Below are 19050 nucleotides of genomic sequence, written 5' to 3'. Positions count from 1 at the left end.
CTTTGCAGCGCCGGGTTGCCCGACGCTGCAAAGTTGTTTTATCGACTGTCTCAGTTGTCGTAACCGAGGTTCGGCGCCAGCCAACGCTCGGTCACGCTCAATTCCTGACCTTTACGCGATGTGTAGCTCTGCACCTGATCCTTGTCGACCTTGCCCACGGCGAAGTATTGCGCCTGCGGGTGAGCGAAATACCAACCGCTGACCGCCGCTGCCGGGAACATCGCGTAGTGCTCGGTGAGGAACACACCGCTGCGGCCGGCGCGCATTTCCTGGGCTTCAGGATCGAGCAGGGCGAACAGTTGGGCTTTTTCGGTGTGATCCGGGCACGCCGGGTAACCTGGAGCAGGGCGGATACCGGTGTACTGCTCTTTGATCAGCGCCTCGTTATCGAGCGTTTCGTCTTTCGCGTAGCCCCAATGTTCTTTACGCACCTGCTGGTGCAGCCACTCGGCGCACGCCTCGGCCAAGCGGTCGGCCAGGGCCTTGACCATGATCGAGTTGTAATCGTCGCCAGCGTCCTGGTAGGCCTTGGCCACCTCTTCGGCGCCGATGCCGGCGGTGGTGATGAACCCACCGACGTAGTCGGTCACTTCACTGTCCTTCGGTGCGACAAAGTCGGCCAGGGAGAAGTTTGGCTTACCGTCGGTCTTGATGATCTGCTGGCGCAAGTGATGAAGCTTGGCCATTGGCTTGCCGTCGTCGCCGTACAGCTCGATGTCGTCGTCGTGCACCTGATTGGCCGGCCAGAAACCGAACACCGCACGGGCGCTGATCAGTTTCTCGTCGATCAGTTTGGTCAGCATCTCCCGAGCGTCTTTATAGAGTGAAGTTGCGGCTTCACCGACGACTTCGTCTTCGAGGATGCGCGGGAATTTACCGGCCAGGTCCCAGGAGATGAAGAACGGCGTCCAGTCGATGTACTCGGCCAGAACGTTGAGGTCGATGTTGTCCAGCACTCGGGTACCGGTAAAGGTCGGTTTGACCGGCGTGTAGCTGGCCCAATCGAACTGCGGCTTCTTGGCGATGGCCGCGCCGTAGCTCAGGCGTTCGGTGCGGGCGCTGCGGTTGGCGGTGCGCTCGCGGACGTCGATGTATTCCAGGCGGGTTTTCTCGACGAAACCGGCCTTGAGTTCCTTGGACAGCAACTGGGTCGCGACACCCACAGCGCGTGAGGCGTCGGTGACGTAGATCACCGCGTCATTGCTGTACTTGGGTTCGATCTTCACCGCTGTGTGCGCTTTGGAGGTGGTCGCGCCACCGATCATCAACGGCAGGTGGAAGTCCTGGCGCTGCATCTCGCGGGCCACATGCACCATTTCATCCAGCGACGGAGTGATCAGGCCGGACAGGCCGATGATGTCGCACTTCTGCTCTTTGGCCACTTGCAGGATCTTTTCTGCCGGGACCATCACGCCGAGGTCGACGATGTCGTAGCCGTTGCAACCGAGCACCACGCCGACGATGTTCTTGCCGATGTCGTGCACGTCGCCTTTCACCGTGGCCATGAGAATCTTGCCCTTGGCTTCCGGCTTGTCGCCTTTTTCCAGTTCGATGAACGGGATCAGGTGCGCCACGGCCTGTTTCATTACGCGGGCGGATTTCACCACCTGGGGCAGGAACATTTTACCGGCGCCGAACAGGTCGCCGACGATGTTCATGCCGGACATCAGCGGGCCTTCGATCACTTCGATCGGACGGGCGAACGACTGACGGGACTCTTCGGTGTCTTCGACGATGTGCGTGGTGATGCCCTTGACCAGCGCATGTTCCAGACGCTTGTTGACGTCCCAGCTGCGCCACTCTTCGGTCTCGGCTTCCTTGACGCTGCCGTCGCCCTTGTACTTGTCGGCGATGGCGAGGAGGGCGTCGGTGCCTTCCGGCGTGCGGTTGAGGATCACGTCTTCCACGGCGTCGCGCAGTTCCACCGGGATCTGGTCGTAGATCTCCAGCTGACCGGCGTTGACGATGCCCATGGTCAGCCCTGAGCGGATTGCGTACAGCAGGAATACCGAGTGGATCGCTTCACGCACCGGGTTGTTGCCACGGAACGAGAACGACACGTTGGACACGCCGCCCGAGGTCAGCGCATACGGCAGCTCGTCGCGGATGTAAGCGCAGGCGTTAATGAAGTCGACGGCGTAGTTGTTGTGTTCTTCGATGCCGGTGGCGACGGCGAAGATGTTCGGGTCGAAGATGATGTCTTCCGGCGGGAAGCCCACGTCGTTGACCAGAATGTCGTAGGAACGTTTGCAGATTTCTTTCTTGCGCGCTTCGGTGTCGGCCTGGCCGGCTTCGTCGAAGGCCATCACCACCACGGCGGCGCCGTAGCGCTTGCACAGTTTGGCGTGGTGAATGAACTGCTCGACGCCTTCTTTCATGCTGATCGAGTTGACGATGCCCTTGCCCTGGATGCACTTGAGGCCGGCTTCAATCACTTCCCACTTGGAGGAGTCGATCATGATCGGTACGCGGGAGATGTCCGGTTCACCGGCAATCAGATTGAGGAAGGTCACCATGGCCTTCTTCGAATCGAGCATCCCTTCGTCCATGTTGATGTCGATCACTTGGGCACCGGCCTCGACCTGTTGCAGGGCGACTTCCAGGGCTTCGGTGTAGTTGTCTTCGCGAATCAGACGGGCGAACTTGGCGGAACCGGTGATGTTGGTCCGCTCGCCGACGTTGACGAACAGCGAGTTGCGATCGATCGTGAACGGCTCCAGGCCCGAGAGGCGGCAAGCCTTCGGGATGTCCGGAATCTGGCGCGGTGCGTAACCGGCCACGGCGTTGGCGATGGCTTCGATGTGGCCCGGCGTGGTGCCGCAGCAGCCGCCGACGATGTTCAGGAAGCCGCTTTGGGCGAACTCTTCGATGACCTTGGCGGTTTGCGACGGCAGTTCGTCGTACTCACCGAACTCGTTCGGCAGGCCGGCGTTGGGGTGCGCGGAAACGTGGGTGTTGGCCTTGTTCGACAGTTCTTCGAGGTACGGGCGCAGTTCGCTGGCGCCGAGGGCGCAGTTCAGGCCGACCGAGATCGGCTTGGCGTGGGCCACGGAGTTCCAGAACGCTTCGGTGGTCTGGCCCGACAGCGTGCGGCCCGAGGCATCGGTGATGGTGCCGGAAATCATGATCGGCAACTCGATGCCCAATTCTTCGAACACGCCTTGCACGGCGAAGATCGCTGCCTTGGCGTTCAGGGTATCGAAGATGGTTTCGATCAGGATCAGGTCGGCGCCGCCCTCGATCAGGCCTTTGGTGGACTCGGTGTAGTTTTCCACCAGCTCATCGAAGGTCACGTTGCGATAGCCGGGGTTGTTCACGTCCGGGGACAGCGAGCAGGTACGGCTGGTCGGGCCAAGCACGCCGGCGACGAAGCGTGGTTTATCCGGGGTTTCGAGGGTCTTGGCGTCGGCCACTTTGCGGGCCAGGCGTGCGCCTTCTACGTTTAACTCATACGCCAGGCCCTGCATGCCGTAGTCGGCCAGGGAAATCTGGGTGGCGTTGAAGGTGTTGGTTTCCAGAATGTCCGCGCCGGCATCCAGGTAGGCTTTTTCGATGCCGCCAATCACGTCCGGGCGCGTCAGCACCAACAGGTCGTTGTTGCCTTTGACATCGCTTGGCCAGTCGGCGAAGCGTTTGCCACGGTAATCCTGTTCCTCGAGCTTGTAGCTCTGGATCATCGTGCCCATGCCGCCATCGAGAATCAGGATGCGCTCTTTGAGGGCGTGCTTGAGAGCTTGAAGGCGAACACTGCGATCGGACATTTGGACTACTCGGAAAGACCATTACGAAGGGCCGGGATCATAACAAACTTGTGCGCTTTTAGAGCATGGACGGGTTTAGCATGAATATCGCTCATGTTGAGAGGTGCGTCAGCGCTGTAGAATCGCGGCGTTTTTTAAAGGATCGGGATCAGGGACATGTCGTATCGCTTCGTCATCAGCGCTGTGCTGTTGTTTTCAAGCTGGGGCGCTGCGGCGCAGGGATCGGCGATTTCCTACAGTCGCGACATCCAACCGATCTTCACTGAAAAGTGCGTGGCCTGCCACGCCTGCAATGATGCGGCCTGCCAGCTCAATCTCGGTAGTGGCGAAGGCACAGCGCGCGGTGCGACGAAAATCCCGGTCTATGATGGTGACCGCAGCAAAGCGCAGGCACCGACACGGCTGTTTCTGGACGCCTCCGGAAAAACCGCCTGGCAGCAAAAAGGCTTCTATTCGGTGCTCGACGCGCAGGGCAGTCAGGCGGCACTGATGGCGCGCATGCTTGAACTGGGCCACAGAACCCCTTTGCAGCCCAACGCCAAACTGCCGCAAGACATCGTCCTGGGCCTGAACCGGGAAAACATGTGCGCCATGCCGGCGGAATTTGACGGTTATGCCCAAAAACATCCCAAAGAAGGTATGCCACTGGCGGTGACCGGCCTGACCCTTCAGCAATACCAGACGCTGCAACGCTGGCTGGCCTCCGGTGCACCCATCGATGAGCAGGGCCTGGTCCCCAGCGCCAAAGAAGCGTTGCAAGTGGTGCAGTGGGAAAAACTGCTGAACTCGCCCGGCGCCAAGGAGAGTCTGGTGGGGCGCTGGCTGTACGAGCACTGGTTCCTTGCGCATCTCTATTTCAAGGATGGCGAGCCCGGGCATTTCTTCCAGTGGGTGCGTTCGCGCACACCGACCGGCCAGCCGATCGACCTGATCAACAGCCGTCGCCCGAACGACGATCCGGGTACCGAGTTTTACTACCGTTTGTGGCCGGTGCAGGGCGTGATTGTGCACAAGACCCACATCAGTTATCCGCTGAGTGCGGCGCAAATGGCCCGGGTTAAAAGCCTGTTCTACAACGGCAGCTGGCAGGTCAACGCTTTACCGGGTTATGGGCCGCAGAGCCGGGCCAATCCGTTTGCCACATTTGAGGCGATCCCGGCCCAGGCGCGTTATCAGTTCATGCTCGATAACGCCGAATACTTCGTTCGGACCTTTATTCGCGGGCCGGTGTGCCGCGGCCAGATCGCCACGGACGTGATCCGCGACAACTTCTGGGCGCTGTTCCAGGCGCCGGAGCACGACCTTTATGTCACCGATCCGAATTACCGCGGCCAGGCTACGCCACTGCTGGCGATGCCGGGGCAGAACGATGACGTCGGCAGTGTCCTGAGCCTGTGGCACGACTACCGGGACAAGCGAAACGAATACGAGGCCTTGCGCCGCGACAGTTATGCCGATGAGCCAGCGCCGAGCTGGTCGACGCTGTGGGCCGGCAACGACAACGCGCTGCTGAGCATTTTCCGTCATTTCGACAGCGCCTCGGTGACCAAAGGCCTGATTGGCGAACTACCGCAAACGATGTGGCTGTTCGACTATCCGCTTCTGGAGCGCACCTACTACCAGTTGGCCGTTAATTTCGATGTGTTCGGCAACGTTTCCCATCAAGCCCAGACGCGCCTGTATTTCGACCTGATCCGCAACGGTGCGGAGCAGAACTTCCTGCGTTTGATGCCTGCTGATTCTCGCGATGGTTACCTTAATGACTGGTATCAGAACAGCGGCCAACTGAAGTTGTGGATGGACTACGAGTCCATCGACAACGACAAGCCGACCGCACTGAAGCTTGACGAGGCAGATCCCAAGCGCGATTTCGCCAGGCAATTGCTGGCCCGTTATGGCGACCTTAATGCGCAGCCCGATCCCATCAACCGCTGCGAGGGGGCCTATTGCTCCCGACCAAACATCGATCCGGAATTGCAGGGCGCTGAGCAAGCCTTCAGCCGCTTGGCATCGCGCCCGGCAGCCGGGTTGAAAGTCATTGATCAGTTGCCCGAAGCCACAATGCTGCGCGTCGAGACGGCGAGCGGTAAACGTGTGGTCTACAGCCTGTTGCGCAACCGCGCGCACAGCAACGTGGCGTTCATGATGGGCGAATCGAGGCGCTATCAACCGGGGCTCGATACCTTGACCATTTTCCCGGGTGTGCTCAGCAGCTATCCGAACTTCATGTTCAACATTCCGGCCGATCAAGTGCCTGAGTTTGTGGACGCGATGGAAGGCGCAAAAGACGCTGCCAGTTTCGAGAAAATCGTCGAACGTTGGGGCATTCGTCGCAGTCATCCGCAATTCTGGCAGTATTTTCATGATTCCAGCCGCTATATCCACGAGACCGATCCGGTGGAAGAGGGCGTGCTGGACATGAATCGCTACGAGAACCTTTGATCCACCACAATCCCCGTAGGAGCTGGCTTGCCAGCGATGAGGGCAAGACATTCAATATAAATGTCAACTGACCTGACGCCTTCGCCGGCAAGCCAGCTCCTACAGGGTATGAAAAGATCTTTTCCTGACAAAAATACTAGGACTTTGTCCGGCGCGTTGATTGGCGTAAACTGCGCGCAAGCCTGCGAGGAGTTTCCATGACCGCTATTACCATCACTGACGCCGCCCACGATTACCTGGCTGATCTGCTCTCCAAGCAGAACACCCCGGGCATCGGCATCCGCGTCTTCATTACCCAGCCCGGCACCCAGTACGCCGAAACCTGCATTGCCTATTGCAAGCCGGGCGAAGAAAAACCCGAAGACACCGCGCTGGGGCTAAAAAGCTTCACCGCCTACATCGATTCGTTCAGCGAAGCTTTCCTGGATGACGCGGTCGTCGATTACGCCACCGACCGCATGGGCGGCCAGTTGACCATCAAGGCGCCAAACGCCAAAGTCCCGATGGTCAACGCCGACAGCCCGGTCAACGAGCGCATCAATTATTACCTGCAAACCGAGATCAACCCGGGGCTGGCCAGCCACGGCGGTCAGGTCAGCCTGATCGATGTGGTCGAGGACGGCATCGCCGTTCTGCAGTTCGGCGGCGGTTGCCAGGGCTGCGGCCAGGCCGACGTGACGCTGAAGGAAGGCATCGAGCGCACCTTGCTCGAGCGTATCCCGGAGCTCAAAGGTGTTCGGGACGTGACCGACCACACGCAGAAAGAAAACGCCTACTACTAAGTAAGGTGTTCGCTGCGGCATAAAAAAAACGGCGCTGTGGCGAGGGAGCTTGCTCCCGCTCGACTGCGAAGCAGTCGCAAGACAGTCAGTGCATTTTCCCGTGATGAATGTATTGACTGATGTTGGGACCGCTTCGCGGTCCAGCGGGAGCAAGCTCCCTCGCCACAGGTGCTTTCAGGGCCTGTAGAGATGCGCATGCCCCGCACGATACAGCGATGACTCGCTGAAGTGATCACTGCCCAACACCCGTCCAACCAGAATCAACGCCGTACGCCGAAACCCCTTCGCTTCGACCTTCTCGACAATATCTGCCAGCGTCCCAACCACCCAATCCTGATCCGGCCAACTCGCTCGGTGCACCACCGCAATCGGGCAATCCGCGCCGTAATGCGGCACGAGTTCCTCGACAATCTTTGTCAGATGATTAACCCCCAAATGAATCGCCATGGTCGCGCCATGCTGCGCCAGGCTGGAGAACTCTTCGCCCGGTGGCATGGCGGTCTTGTCGGCGTAGCGGGTCAGGATCACGCTTTGTGACACGTCCGGCAGGGTCAACTCCGCGCCCAGGAGTGCCGCGCAGGCGGCTGTTGCGGTGACGCCGGGCACGATTTCAAAAGGAATGTCGAGCTCACGCAAGTAGCGAATCTGCTCGCCAATCGCGCCATACAGGCTCGGATCGCCGGAGTGCACGCGTGCCACATCCTGACCGTTGGCATCGGCAGCTTTAATCAGCTCGATGATCTGTTCCAAGTGGAGTTCGGCGCTGTTGACCACCTGTTCGGCACAATGACCTTCCAGCACCGCAGCGGGCACCAGTGAACCGGCGTAGATGATCACCGGGCAGCTGCGAATCAGTCGTTGGCCTTTGACGGTGATCAGTTCGGGGTCGCCGGGACCAGCGCCAATAAAGTAGACGGTCATCGTCGGTTCCTGTGGGGAAAAGGGGCTGAACAGGGCTTCAGATGAAGAATGTTCATGATCGAGAGCGGGGATTATCGGTGTTTTCAGGCCGCGCCGGCCAATGCCAGGGTTGCCTGGGCATACTTTTGTCGCGGGATCAGCAGTTTTGCCGGGCCTTGGGCCAGTTGTTCAGCCAGAGCCAGCGCGGCGCTTTCCGCCACCCCGTAGCAACCGGTGCGTTCAAAGGCAATTTGCGATTGATGACTGAGTTGCGGTTCATAAGCGGCCAGCTGTTCACTGCTGAAATACTTTAATTCCAGGCCAAGCTGCTGTGCCAGCTCAATCAACGCAGGTTCGTCGCGCTTCAAATCGATGCTGGCCAGCGCCTTGATTTGATGACGTGCAATCTGGTGCGCCGCCAACGCTTGGTCGAGCAGCGCCAGCAACGTGCTGACGGGGCAGCCGCGCTGGCAACCCAGGCCGACTACAAACGTCGGCGCTGCGCTGTTTTCAGTCATGCGTGGTATTGACCATCGCTTTTGCGGCGGAACAACCAGGCGCTGATCAGGCCCAGGGCCAGCCAGAACGCAACGTTGGTCAACTGCGAAGCGATGTTGAACTGGGCTGCCAGCGCCTCTGGCGCAAGCATCGAATGCACTTCCGGTTGCGGTGCGCCAATCACATGGGGAACGGCGAGAATCGCCACACCCAGGACTTTCATCAGCCAGTGACGGCCGAAGACGATGAGGGCGATACCGACAGCCGTAGAAGCCGCAGTGCCGATCCACCACATCTGCCGTTGCGCCAGATCAGCCGCCGCTGTACCCGGCAGTTCCGGCGGCAGGCCGAGCGTCGGGGCAAGCACGAAGGTGGCATAACCGGCCAGGCCCCAGAGCAGGCCCTGAGATGTTTTGGTCGGTGCGCGCAAGGTGTACAGGCCGGCCAGCATCAGGGCGAAACCGACAGCTACCACCAGGTTGCCGCCGGTGGTCGACAGCACGCGCTGCCAGCCGTCTTCGGGTTCCCACGCTTCGGCATTGTGAGTGTGCGCGGCGACGGCGCCCTCGGTGTGCGCATGTTCGTGGACTTCAACAGCGACCGGTTCGGATTTTTCGTAGGTCTCGGCCTGCTGAATCAGCGGTGAGACCCAGAAGCTTTGCAGCAGGGTCAGCAGCAGGGCCGCCAGCAGACCGGTGAAACCTGCGGTTTGGGCAATACGCTTGATCATGTCGGCAGGTCTCAATGGCACGGGAACGCGGCGCTGTGGCGGGTATCGTGCGCGGCATTGTGGACCGCTTCGATGTGCGAGAAACCGGCGAAATACACAAGGCAGGCACCGAGGATCGACGCGCAGATGGCTGCGGTCAGACGTTGGGTCAGGGTTGAAGTGCTGCTCGCGCTGGTGTGTTCGGCACTGCTGATGATCGACATGGCATTTCCCTCTAGTCTGTCAGCGGGGAATAAGGGCGCATGCAAAACCCCGCACGAACGGGCGCGCAGGGTTCAAACAGCGCCCGCCCACCGCGGGTTTGTTGTTCAGTGGCCGTACTGGTCACTTTGTGTTGCGGGCCGGTCTCCGGGCTCACGAGGGGCGCAAGGCATTTGCCTGAACCTGCAAGCATCACCTTCCCATGCCACATTGGCACAGTGGATCTGACGCTTCGCTCGCTTACCGTTGCGGGGGCAGCACCGGACTGACATGGCTTTGGAGTAAAGCACATGATTCACCGGTTTCCCGTTTCACCCTGTGAAGGGCACCCGTAACAAGGCGTGTAGGAGAGCATGGGCGAGGCGTTGGCGTCAATTGGCAGCGGTTCTTGTTTGGGCTTTGCACAAAACCCTGTGGCGAGGGGGCTTGCCCCCGTCGGGCTGCGAAGCGACCCCTTACATTTTTACAGACACACCTCTACTCAGAATCTGCGACGGCTTCGCCGCCGAACGGGGGCAAGCCCCCTCGCCACAGGGATCGCAAGCATTGACCCGCCCCAATACGATGCGTAGCCTTGCGCATTCGAGGTTCTTCGGCATTTGTCGAAGCTAAGAAGGGAACGCGGTCAATGCCGCGGCTGCCCCCGCAACTGTGAACGGTGATGTTCGCTGCCACGCCACTGCAGGCTCAACCTTGAGCCCGCGGGAAGGCGCAGCGAATGCCTGGCCCCAAGGCCGGCACACCGTCAGCCAGGAGACCTGCCTCGATACAGATTCTCACTACAACCGGGCGGGGTGATCCGGTGGCGAACGCTTCCGGCGCGTGTGCGCGTGGCCGGTTCTCGTCCCGTATGCCCGCCACCAAAGCCAAAGGGCATCCGATGAAAACACTGGCCAAACTTCCCGTCACCATCGTCACCGGTTTCCTCGGCTCGGGCAAAACCACCTTGCTGCGGCACATGCTCGACAACGCTCAGGGTCGCCGCATCGCGGTGATCGTCAACGAGTTCGGCGAGTTGGGTATCGACGGCGAAATCCTCAAACAGTGCTCCATCGGTTGCACCGAAGAAGAAGCCAACGGCCGCGTCTACGAATTGGCCAACGGCTGCCTGTGCTGCACCGTCCAGGAAGAATTCTTCCCGGTGATGCGCGAACTGGTCGCCCGTCGCGGCGATCTTGATCACATCCTCATCGAAACCTCGGGCCTGGCCCTGCCAAAACCGCTGGTGCAAGCCTTCCAGTGGCCGGAAATCCGCAGCGCCTGCACCGTCGACGCGGTGATCACCGTGGTCGATAGCCCGGCCGTCGCGGCTGGCACGTTCGCCGCGTTCCCGGATCAGGTCGACGCCCAGCGCAAACTCGATCCGAACCTGGACCACGAATCGCCGCTGCACGAACTGTTTGCAGACCAATTGGCCAGCGCCGACCTGGTGATCCTCAACAAAGCCGACCTGATCAACCCGCAAGACCTGGCCCGCGTGCGCGCGGAAGTCGCCGAAGAGCTCCCGCCCGCAGTGAAAATCATCGAAGCCAGCAGCGGTCGTTTGCCGCTGGACGTGCTGATCGGCCTCGGCGCCGGTTCCGAAGAACACATCGACAGCCGTCACAGCCACCACGATCACCATCACGACGGCGATGATCATGACGACCACGATCACGACGCCTTCGATTCGATCTCCATCGAACTGCCGCAAGCGGACGAAAGCCTGCTGATGGATGCGCTGACCCAACTGGTGGTTCAGCACGGCATCTTGCGCGTCAAAGGTTTCGCTGCGATCCCGAACAAACCGATGCGCCTGCTGATCCAGGGCGTGGGCACGCGTTTCGACAAGCACTTCGATCGCCAGTGGGGCGCCGACGAGGCCCGCACCACTCGCTTGGTGCTGATCGGTCAGGCGCTGGATGCTGTGACTCTCGAAGCGCAATTGCGCGCCGCGCTCAGCGTGTAACCATGCACCTGCTCAGGACCCAGCCCGGCGGTTTTGTGTCGGAAGACAACATTGCCGACCTCGGACAAACCCCCGCCGAACTGGTGATCCTGTGCAGCGGCGACTCCAGCCTGGCGCTGCTCGCCGAAGCGGCGCAGCAGTTGCCCGATGACTACCCAAGCGTGCGCCTGGCCAACCCGATGCAGGTGCAGAATCATGCCTCGGTGGATCTGTACGTCGATGAAGTGCTGCGTCACGCCAAGGTGATTCTGATTTCATTGCACGGCGGCATTGCCTACTGGCGATACGGTATCGAGCGTTTGGTTGAATTGTCGCAGCGCGGCGTGCAGTTGATTCTGGTACCGGGCGATGATCGGCCGGATCCGGAACTCAGTGACCTGAGCACCGTGACCCCTGAAGACCGCGACCGGCTCTGGCATTTCCTGCGCCAGGGCGGCATGGCCAATGCGCTGGAGCTGTTTCGCTGCCTGGCCAGTCGCTGGCTGGGTCGCGATTACCCTTGGTCCGAACCGCAGACGCTGCCGCGCACAGCGATCTATCACCCGAAAAAAAGCCCGGCCACTCTGAGCGATTGGCATGCCGACTGGCAGCCTGATCAACCGGTGGCGGCGGTGCTGTTTTATCGCTCGCATTTACAGGCGGCGAACACCGGTTTCATCGATGTTTTCTGCCAGCGCTTGCAGGCCGCGGGGTTGAACCCGTTGCCGATTGCGCTGGCCAGTTTGAAAGAGCCCGGTTGCCTCTCGGTGGTTGAGGACTGGCTGGATGAAGTCGAGGCCGGGGTGATTTTGAACACCACCGGTTTCGCCCAATCCAGCCCTGAAGCGCCGCACCTGCGGCCGTTTCGCCGCAATATCCCGGTGATCCAGGCGATTTGCGCCCAGGACAATGAACCGGGCTGGCGCGCCAGCGAACAAGGCCTTGGCCCGCGGGATCTGGCGATGCACATTGCGTTGCCGGAACTGGACGGGCGCATCATCAGTCGGCCGATCAGCTTCAAGGATCTGGCGTGGCGCAGCGAGCGCAGCCAATCGGATGTGGTCTGCTATCGGCCTGCACCCGAGCGCATGGATTTCGTCGCCGAACTGGCGCGGCGCTGGATCGATCTGGCGCGGGTGCCGAACAGTGAGAAACGCATCGCGCTGATTCTGGCCAATTACCCGACTCGCGACGGTCGCATCGGTAACGGCGTGGGGCTCGATACCCCGGCCGCTGCGCTGAACATCCTGCGCGCCCTGCACACCAACGGTTATCCGCTACCGTCCGAACTGCCGGACAGCGGCACTGCGCTGATCCAGCAATTGCTCGGCGGTGTCAGCAACGACCTGGACACCCTCGACCAGCGCCCATGCCAGCAAAGCCTGGCGATGGATGATTACTGGCAGATGTTCAACGCGCTGCCGCAGGCCAATCGTCAGGCAGTGCTGGAGCGTTGGGGTACACCCGATACCGACCCGATGTGCCGCAACGGCCGGATGATGATCGCGGGTCTACGTTTCGGCCTGACCTTCGTCGGCATTCAACCGGCGCGGGGCTATCAAGTCGATCCGAGCACGGTGTATCACGACCCGGATCTGGTGCCGCCCCACGCTTACCTGGCGTTCTACTTCTGGCTGCGCAATACCTACGGCGCTCACGGCGTGATCCATGTCGGCAAGCACGGCAACCTCGAATGGCTGCCGGGCAAAGGTGTGGGACTGTCGGAAAACTGCTGGCCGGATGCGTTACTCGGACCGATGCCGAACATCTATCCTTTTATCGTCAACGATCCGGGTGAGGGCGCCCAGGCCAAACGCCGTACTCAGGCGGTGATCATTGATCACTTGATGCCGCCGCTGACGCGTGCCGAAACCTACGGCCCGTTGCGCAACCTTGAGCTGTTGGCCGACGAATATTACGAAGCGCAACTGCTCGATCCGCGCCGCGCCCGTGAGTTGCAACGGGACATTCTGCAACTGGTGCGCGACACCCACATCGACCGTGAATTGCAGTTGGATGAAAAACTCGACAGCGATGCCGATGCGGCCATCTGGTTGCCGCGACTGGACACCTATCTGTGTGACCTGAAGGAATCGCAGATTCGCGACGGACTGCATGTGTTCGGCGAGTCGCCGACCGGTCGTTTGCGCATCGATACATTGCTGGCGCTGCTACGCATCCCAAGGGGTGATGGCCGTGGCGCGCAATCGAGCCTGCTGCGGGCGCTGGCCAAGGCATTTGGACTGGGGTTCGATCCGCTTGATTGTGCCTTGGCCGAGCCGTGGACCGGGCCGCGGCCGATTGAATTGAAAACGGTTTGTGAAGAAACCTGGCGCACGGCGGGCGATACCCGCGAACGCCTGGAGTTATTCGCCACACAGTTGATTTCGGACGTATTGAATAGCCCCTGTGGGAGCGAGCCTGCTCGCGATGGTGTGTCAGTCGACACTAGTTCCTCTGATACACCATCGCGAGCAGGCTCGCTCCTACAAGGGGAGGCGTGGAGCGAGGTGCGAGCCATTCTCGACGGTTTGCGTGACGTCATCGCCCCGCGTCTGGACGCCTGCGGTCCCGCAGAAATGCGCGGCCTGCTCGACGCCCTGTGTGGTCGCTTCGTTCCGGCCGGCCCCAGCGGCGCACCGAGTCGCGGTCGGCTGGACGTGCTGCCCACCGGGCGCAATTTCTATTCGGTGGACGTGCGCAACCTGCCGACCACCACCGCGTGGCGCATCGGCTTCCAGTCGGCCAACCTGATTCTTGAACGTCATCTGCAAGATCACGGCGATCATTTGCGTCAGCTCGGTTTGTCGGTCTGGGGCACGGCGACCATGCGTACCGGCGGCGACGACATCGCCCAGGCCATGGCACTGATGGGCGTGCGCCCGGTGTGGGCCACCGGCAGCCAGCGGGTCGACGATTTCGAGATTCTGCCGCTGAGCCTGCTGGACCGTCCTCGGGTTGACGTGACGCTGCGTGTTTCAGGTTTTTTCCGTGACGCCTTCGCCAACCTGATCCGCCTGTTCGACGCGGCTGTGCAAGCGGTCGCGGAACTGGACGAGCCGGACGATCTCAACCCGTTGGCCGCCAAAGTGCGCGCCGAACGAGCATCGCTGTTGCACGCGGGGCTGGACGAAGACGCGGCGCGGCGTCAGGCCGGTTGGCGTATTTTCGGTGCCAAGCCGGGGGCCTACGGCGCAGGCGTGCAGGGCGCGATTGACGGGCGTCTGTGGCAAAGCCGCGAGGATCTGGCCGAGGTTTATTTGAACTGGGGCGGCTACGCTTACGGCGGTTCCGACGAAGGCACTGCCGCCCGCGATCAGTTCGCCCAACGGCTCGGCCAGGTTCAAGCGGTGCTGCAAAACCAGGACAACCGCGAACACGATTTGCTCGATTCCAACGATTACTACCAGTTCCAGGGCGGCATGCTCGCGGCGGTCGAAAGCCTTAGCGGCGCCGCGGCGGCCAGCTATCATGGCGATCACAGTCAACCGGACCTGCCGAAAATCCGCACCTTGAAGGAAGAGCTGAACCGGGTGATCCGTTCCCGGGCAGCGAACCCGAAGTGGCTCGACGGCGTCAGGCGTCACGGCTACAAAGGTGCGTTTGAGATGGCGGCGACGGTCGATAACCTGTTCGCTTTCGATGCGACCACGCAATTGATCGACGATCACCAGTACGCGTTGTTGGCCGATGCGTATCTGCTTGATCCGGCAACCCGTGATTTTGTTCGCGAACACAACCCTCATGCCTTGCGCGACATGACCGAGCGGATGCTCGAAGCGCAGCAACGCGGGATGTGGAAGGAGCCCGGCGACTACCGTGAGGCACTGGAAAACCTGCTGCTGGATATAGAAGAAGATGGCTGACGCATAGACGCGGATAAACGCAACCCTGTGGCGAGGGAGCTTGCTCCCGCTGGGGCGCGAAGCGGCCCCGGTTTTTTGCAGTCACATCAAAAAGACTGTATTGCGACTGCTGCGCAGCCGAGCGGGAGCAAGCTCCCTCGCCACAGACATTGAGTGTGTTCTTGAGATTGTTTTTCGCTCCCCGACCATGACTGAGTATTTACGATGACCGACACCCCGCATTTCCCGCTCTGCGCCGTGGTCGGCGCCGACGATTTGAAGCTCGCGCTGTGCCTCACCGCCATCGACCCGAAAATCGGCGGCGTGCTGATTGAAGGCCCGCGTGGGATGGCCAAATCGACCCTGGCCCGTGGCCTCGCAGACCTGCTGGCCAGCGGTCAGTTTGTCACCTTGCCCCTGGGCGCGACCGAAGAACGGCTGGTGGGCACCCTCGACCTCGACGCCGCGTTGAGCGAAGGTCGCGCACAGTTTTCTCCCGGTGTTCTGGCCAAGGCTGACGGCGGCGTGCTCTATGTCGACGAGGTCAATCTGTTGCCCGATCACCTCGTTGATCTGCTGCTCGATGTGGCGGCCAGCGGCACCAACCTGATCGAGCGCGATGGCATCTCCCATCGGCATTCGGCGAAGTTTGTGCTGATCGGCACCATGAACCCGGAAGAGGGTGAATTGCGTCCGCAGTTGCTTGACCGCTTCGGATTGAACGTGGCGCTCGCCGGTCACACCGCACCGACCGAGCGGGGGCAGATCATCCGGCGGCGTCTGGATTTCGACAGCGATCCCCAAGGTTTCTGCGCCGCATGGGAAGTCCAGCAAGCGACGCTGCGTGAACGTTGCCAAGCGGCACGCAGCGCATTAGCGAATATTCCCCTCGACGATGCCGCGTTGGGACAGATCACCGAACGCTGCTTTGCCGCGGGGGTCGATGGCTTGCGCGCTGATCTGGTCTGGCTGCGCGCCGCTCGCGCCCATGCGGCCTGGCGCGGAGCAGACGCGATCACCGAGGACGATATCGATGCGGTCGCCGAGTTCGCCTTGCGCCATCGTCGTCGCGAGCATTCAGCGCCTGCACCGCAAAACGCTCATACCCCACAGTCGTCCGCGCCAGACACCCACACGAACGAAGGGCAGGGCCAATGGGGTGAAATGCCCGCTCAATCATTACCGGTCGGCCCCCGGCGTGAAGTGCCGAGCTGGCCAAAAAAGCCCTAGGCATTCGCCCTCGTTCTGACGCGGGGGCGAATGCCAGACCTCGCGCCGGACGGCTGGACCACGGCAAACAAGGCAAGCGTCACGCCGCCCGAAGTGGCTCGGTCAATTGGCCGGGTACTTTGCTCAACGGCCGGCCACGTCAGCGCGATGAGCTGTTGTTCCATCTGCGTACCCGTTCACCCCATGAGCTGTGGCTGGTGATTGTCGACGCCTCGGCCTCGACCCGTCGCCATCAGGCATTGAGTGACGCCAAAGGTTTGCTGGCGCAATTGCTCGATGACGCCTATCGCCAACGTGCGCGCCTGGCACTGCTGACCGCCAGCGGTGCCACGCCAAAGTGGCAGGTGCAGGGTTTGAAAGCATCGACGAGTTTGCGCGGTTGGCTTGATGGGTTGGGTGCGGGTGGCGGGACGCCGTTATTGGCCGCGTTGGGTGAGGCGGGGCACTGGCTGGCAGCGCGGCAGAAGCGCTTTCCGGCGGAACAGCAACGGTTGTTGCTGGTGACGGATGGGCGATTGAAGGACTGGCCGATTCTGTCGGAGCTGGCGTGTCCGGGGTTGTTGATTGATATCGAGCGTGGGCCAATTCGGCTGGGGCGCAGCAAGGTGTTGGCGGCGCAGTTGCAGGCTGAATACCGGCATATCGATGAGCTGCTTCAGGGCTGAGTTGGAGGTTGCCTGCACTGGCCTCATCGCGAGCAAGCTTGCTCCCACAGGTTGGGTGCCGTGCGAATAATTTGTGTTCGACGCAAAAACTGTAGGAGCTGGCTTGCCAGCGATAGCGGCCTGTCAGTCAACATCGATGTTGGATGGTATGGCCTCATCGCGAGCAACCTTGCTCCTACAGGTTGGGTGCCGTGCGAATAATTTGTGTTCGACGCAAAACCTGTAGGGGCTGGCTTGCCAGCGATAGCGGCCTGTCCGCCAACATCGATGTTGGATGTACCTGCCTCATCGCGAGCAAGCTCGCTCCTACAGGTTGGGTGCCGTGCGAATAATTTGTGTGCGACGCAAAACCTGTAGGAGCTGGCTTGCCAGCGATAGCGGTCTGTCAGTCAACATCGATGTTGGATGGTCTGGCCTCATCGCGAGCAAGCTTGTTCCTACAGGTTGGGTGCCGTGCGAATAATTTGTGTTCGACGCAAAAACTGTAGGAGCTGGCTTGCCAGCGATGGCAGCCTGTCAGTCAACATCGATGTTGGATGGTCTGGCCTCATCGCGAGCAAGCTTGCTCCTACAGGTCGGGTGCCGTGCGAATAATTTGTGTTCGACGCAAAAACTGTAGGAGCTGGCTTGCCAGCGATAGCGGCCTGTCCGCCAACATCGATGTTGGATGTACCGGCCTCATCGCGAGCAAGCTCGCTCCTACAGGTTGGGTGCCGTGCGAATAATTTGTGTTCGACGCAAAAACTGTAGGAGCTGGCTTGCCAGCGATGGCGGCCTGTCAGTCACTATCAATGTTGAATCATTTGCCCATCGCCTGCCGATACTGCTTCGTGCGCCTGGCAATATATAAACGATCCAGAATCAACGCCCAAATCGCTGAAACCTGCGGTTGGGTCGTGCGGCCTCGGCTCAAGCGCTGTAGCTGGAACTTCACCACGGCCATGCTCGCCAGCGCTGCCAGGGGTTTGCGTTTCCAGCGGATCGGCGGTAATTGCGGATGGCTGTTCTGACCTTCACGCCAGTGCTTGACCAACAGCGGTTCAACGGCCAGTGCCGTGCCGATCCCGGCCATGTCGATGCCGCTGTCGAGCACCTGTTCGACAATCGGCAAACGTCGAATCCCACCCGTCACCATCACCGGCATGTTTGCCACACTGGCCAGTTCGCCGGCCATTTCCAGAAAGTACGCTTCACGGGCCAAGGTCCGGCCATCCCGTGCTTCGCCCTGCATGGCCGGTGCTTCGTAGCTGCCACCGGACAGTTCCAGCAGGTCGATGTGTTGATCGTTGAGCCATTCGATCACTTGCCGGGCGTCGTCGGCGTCGAACCCACCGCGCTGGAAATCCGCCGAGTTGAGCTTCACCGCGACACAGAATTGAGGCGACACAGCCTTGCGCACGGCGCGGACTACGTCCAACAGCAAACGCGCACGATTCTCCAGCGTGCCGCCCCAGCGGTCCGTGCGGCGATTGGTCAACGGCGAGAGAAACTGGCTGATCAGGTAGCCGTGGGCCGCGTGAATCTGCACACCGGTGAATCCGGCTTTTTCCGCCAGTGCAGCGCTGGTGGCGAAACGTCGGATCACATCTTCGATGTCGTCCTCGGTCATCGGCTTCGGTTCGGCAAACATCTTCGAGAACGATCCCAGATCCAGCGCCACCGCCGACGGCGCCAGGGCCTGTTGGCCAAGGTTGGCCATGGTCTGGCGGCCGGGATGATTGAGCTGCATCCAGAACTGCGCACCACCGGCCCGGCCGATGTCGGCCCACTGACGGAAACGTTGCAGGTGACGTTCATCTTCCAGCACCACGCCACCGGGGCCGGTCATGGCGCGGCGGTCGATCATCACGTTGCCGGTCAACAGCAATCCCGCTTCACCCTCGGCCCAGGCTTGATACAGGCGAAACAACGCGCGGTCAGGCGAATGGTCGGCGTCGGCGAGGTTTTCCTCCATCGCGGCTTTGGCGATGCGATTGCCGATGGTCTGGCCGTTGGGCAATTTCAATGTCTGGAAGGGTGACATGCTTGGCTCCTCGAAGTGATGAGTGGAGCCTAAGCTTAAAGTCAAC

The 19050-nt window shown here is 60.9% G+C and carries 12 protein-coding genes and 2 riboswitches; of the genes, 6 read left to right on the top strand and 6 right to left on the bottom strand.

What is annotated here, in order from left to right; translation table 11 throughout:
• Positions 1–50: 50 nt before the first annotated feature.
• On the bottom strand, positions 51–3761 hold the full coding sequence (metH, locus tag QYH43_RS22595; RefSeq protein WP_301158158.1) for a methionine synthase: 3711 nt from the start codon (positions 3759–3761) through the stop codon (positions 51–53).
• Between the two features lie 156 nt (positions 3762–3917).
• Between metH and QYH43_RS22590 the strand changes: the two genes are divergently transcribed.
• Complete coding sequence (locus QYH43_RS22590; protein ID WP_095058561.1) at positions 3918–6203, top strand: fatty acid cis/trans isomerase; 2286 nt, start codon at positions 3918–3920, stop codon at positions 6201–6203.
• Between the two features lie 197 nt (positions 6204–6400).
• Positions 6401–6985, top strand: coding sequence for a Fe-S biogenesis protein NfuA (nfuA, locus tag QYH43_RS22585; protein WP_003225494.1), 585 nt, complete (start codon positions 6401–6403; stop codon positions 6983–6985).
• A gap of 174 nt (positions 6986–7159) precedes the next feature.
• Here nfuA and cobM read toward each other — a convergent pair whose 3' ends face one another.
• The 4 genes from cobM to QYH43_RS22565 all read right to left on the bottom strand — a co-directional run bounded on the left by cobM (position 7160) and on the right by QYH43_RS22565 (position 9316).
• Positions 7160–7906, bottom strand: coding sequence for a precorrin-4 C(11)-methyltransferase (gene cobM, locus QYH43_RS22580; RefSeq protein WP_095058562.1), 747 nt, complete (start codon positions 7904–7906; stop codon positions 7160–7162).
• 83 nt (positions 7907–7989) lie between these two features.
• Positions 7990–8403 carry a cobalamin biosynthesis protein gene (locus tag QYH43_RS22575; RefSeq protein WP_095058563.1) on the bottom strand — a complete coding sequence of 138 codons (414 nt, stop codon included), beginning with the start codon at positions 8401–8403 and terminating at the stop codon, positions 7990–7992.
• Positions 8400–9113 (bottom strand): CbtA family protein, encoded by a 714-nt coding sequence (locus QYH43_RS22570; RefSeq protein ID WP_095058564.1) that lies wholly within the window; start codon positions 9111–9113, stop codon positions 8400–8402. The genes QYH43_RS22575 and QYH43_RS22570 overlap by 4 nt, the downstream gene beginning before the upstream one ends.
• An 11-nt stretch (positions 9114–9124) precedes the next feature.
• Complete coding sequence (locus tag QYH43_RS22565; protein ID WP_095058565.1) at positions 9125–9316, bottom strand: CbtB-domain containing protein; 192 nt, start codon at positions 9314–9316, stop codon at positions 9125–9127.
• Positions 9317–9434: 118 nt separating this feature from the next.
• Positions 9435–9662, bottom strand: a riboswitch (cobalamin riboswitch).
• 220 nt (positions 9663–9882) lie between these two features.
• Positions 9883–10095: riboswitch (cobalamin riboswitch) on the top strand.
• A 99-nt stretch (positions 10096–10194) separates the two neighbouring features.
• On the opposite strand from QYH43_RS22565, the gene cobW reads away from it, so the two are divergent.
• The 4 genes from cobW (at position 10195) to QYH43_RS22545 (ending at position 16981) form a co-directional block, all read left to right on the top strand.
• A complete protein-coding gene (gene cobW, locus QYH43_RS22560) occupies positions 10195–11262 on the top strand; it encodes a cobalamin biosynthesis protein CobW (RefSeq protein WP_301158162.1) in 1068 nt (355 codons plus the stop codon).
• Between the two features lie 2 nt (positions 11263–11264).
• Positions 11265–15107 carry a cobaltochelatase subunit CobN gene (gene cobN / locus QYH43_RS22555; protein ID WP_301158157.1) on the top strand — a complete coding sequence of 1281 codons (3843 nt, stop codon included), beginning with the start codon at positions 11265–11267 and terminating at the stop codon, positions 15105–15107.
• Between the two features lie 204 nt (positions 15108–15311).
• Positions 15312–16316 (top strand): ATP-binding protein, encoded by a 1005-nt coding sequence (locus QYH43_RS22550; RefSeq protein ID WP_301158156.1) that lies wholly within the window; start codon positions 15312–15314, stop codon positions 16314–16316.
• A 119-nt stretch (positions 16317–16435) separates the two neighbouring features.
• On the top strand, positions 16436–16981 hold the full coding sequence (locus tag QYH43_RS22545; protein ID WP_177408815.1) for a VWA domain-containing protein: 546 nt from the start codon (positions 16436–16438) through the stop codon (positions 16979–16981).
• 799 nt (positions 16982–17780) lie between these two features.
• On the opposite strand, the gene QYH43_RS22540 is transcribed toward QYH43_RS22545, so the two are convergent.
• Positions 17781–19004 carry an NADH:flavin oxidoreductase/NADH oxidase family protein gene (locus tag QYH43_RS22540; protein ID WP_301158155.1) on the bottom strand — a complete coding sequence of 408 codons (1224 nt, stop codon included), beginning with the start codon at positions 19002–19004 and terminating at the stop codon, positions 17781–17783.
• Positions 19005–19050: the final 46 nt, after the last annotated feature.

This window comes from Pseudomonas sp. C32 (assembly GCF_030417915.1).
GTDB lineage: Bacteria > Pseudomonadota > Gammaproteobacteria > Pseudomonadales > Pseudomonadaceae > Aquipseudomonas.
Note: the sequence above shows the minus strand (reverse complement) of the source record. Positions and strands in the feature narration are given on the sequence as shown.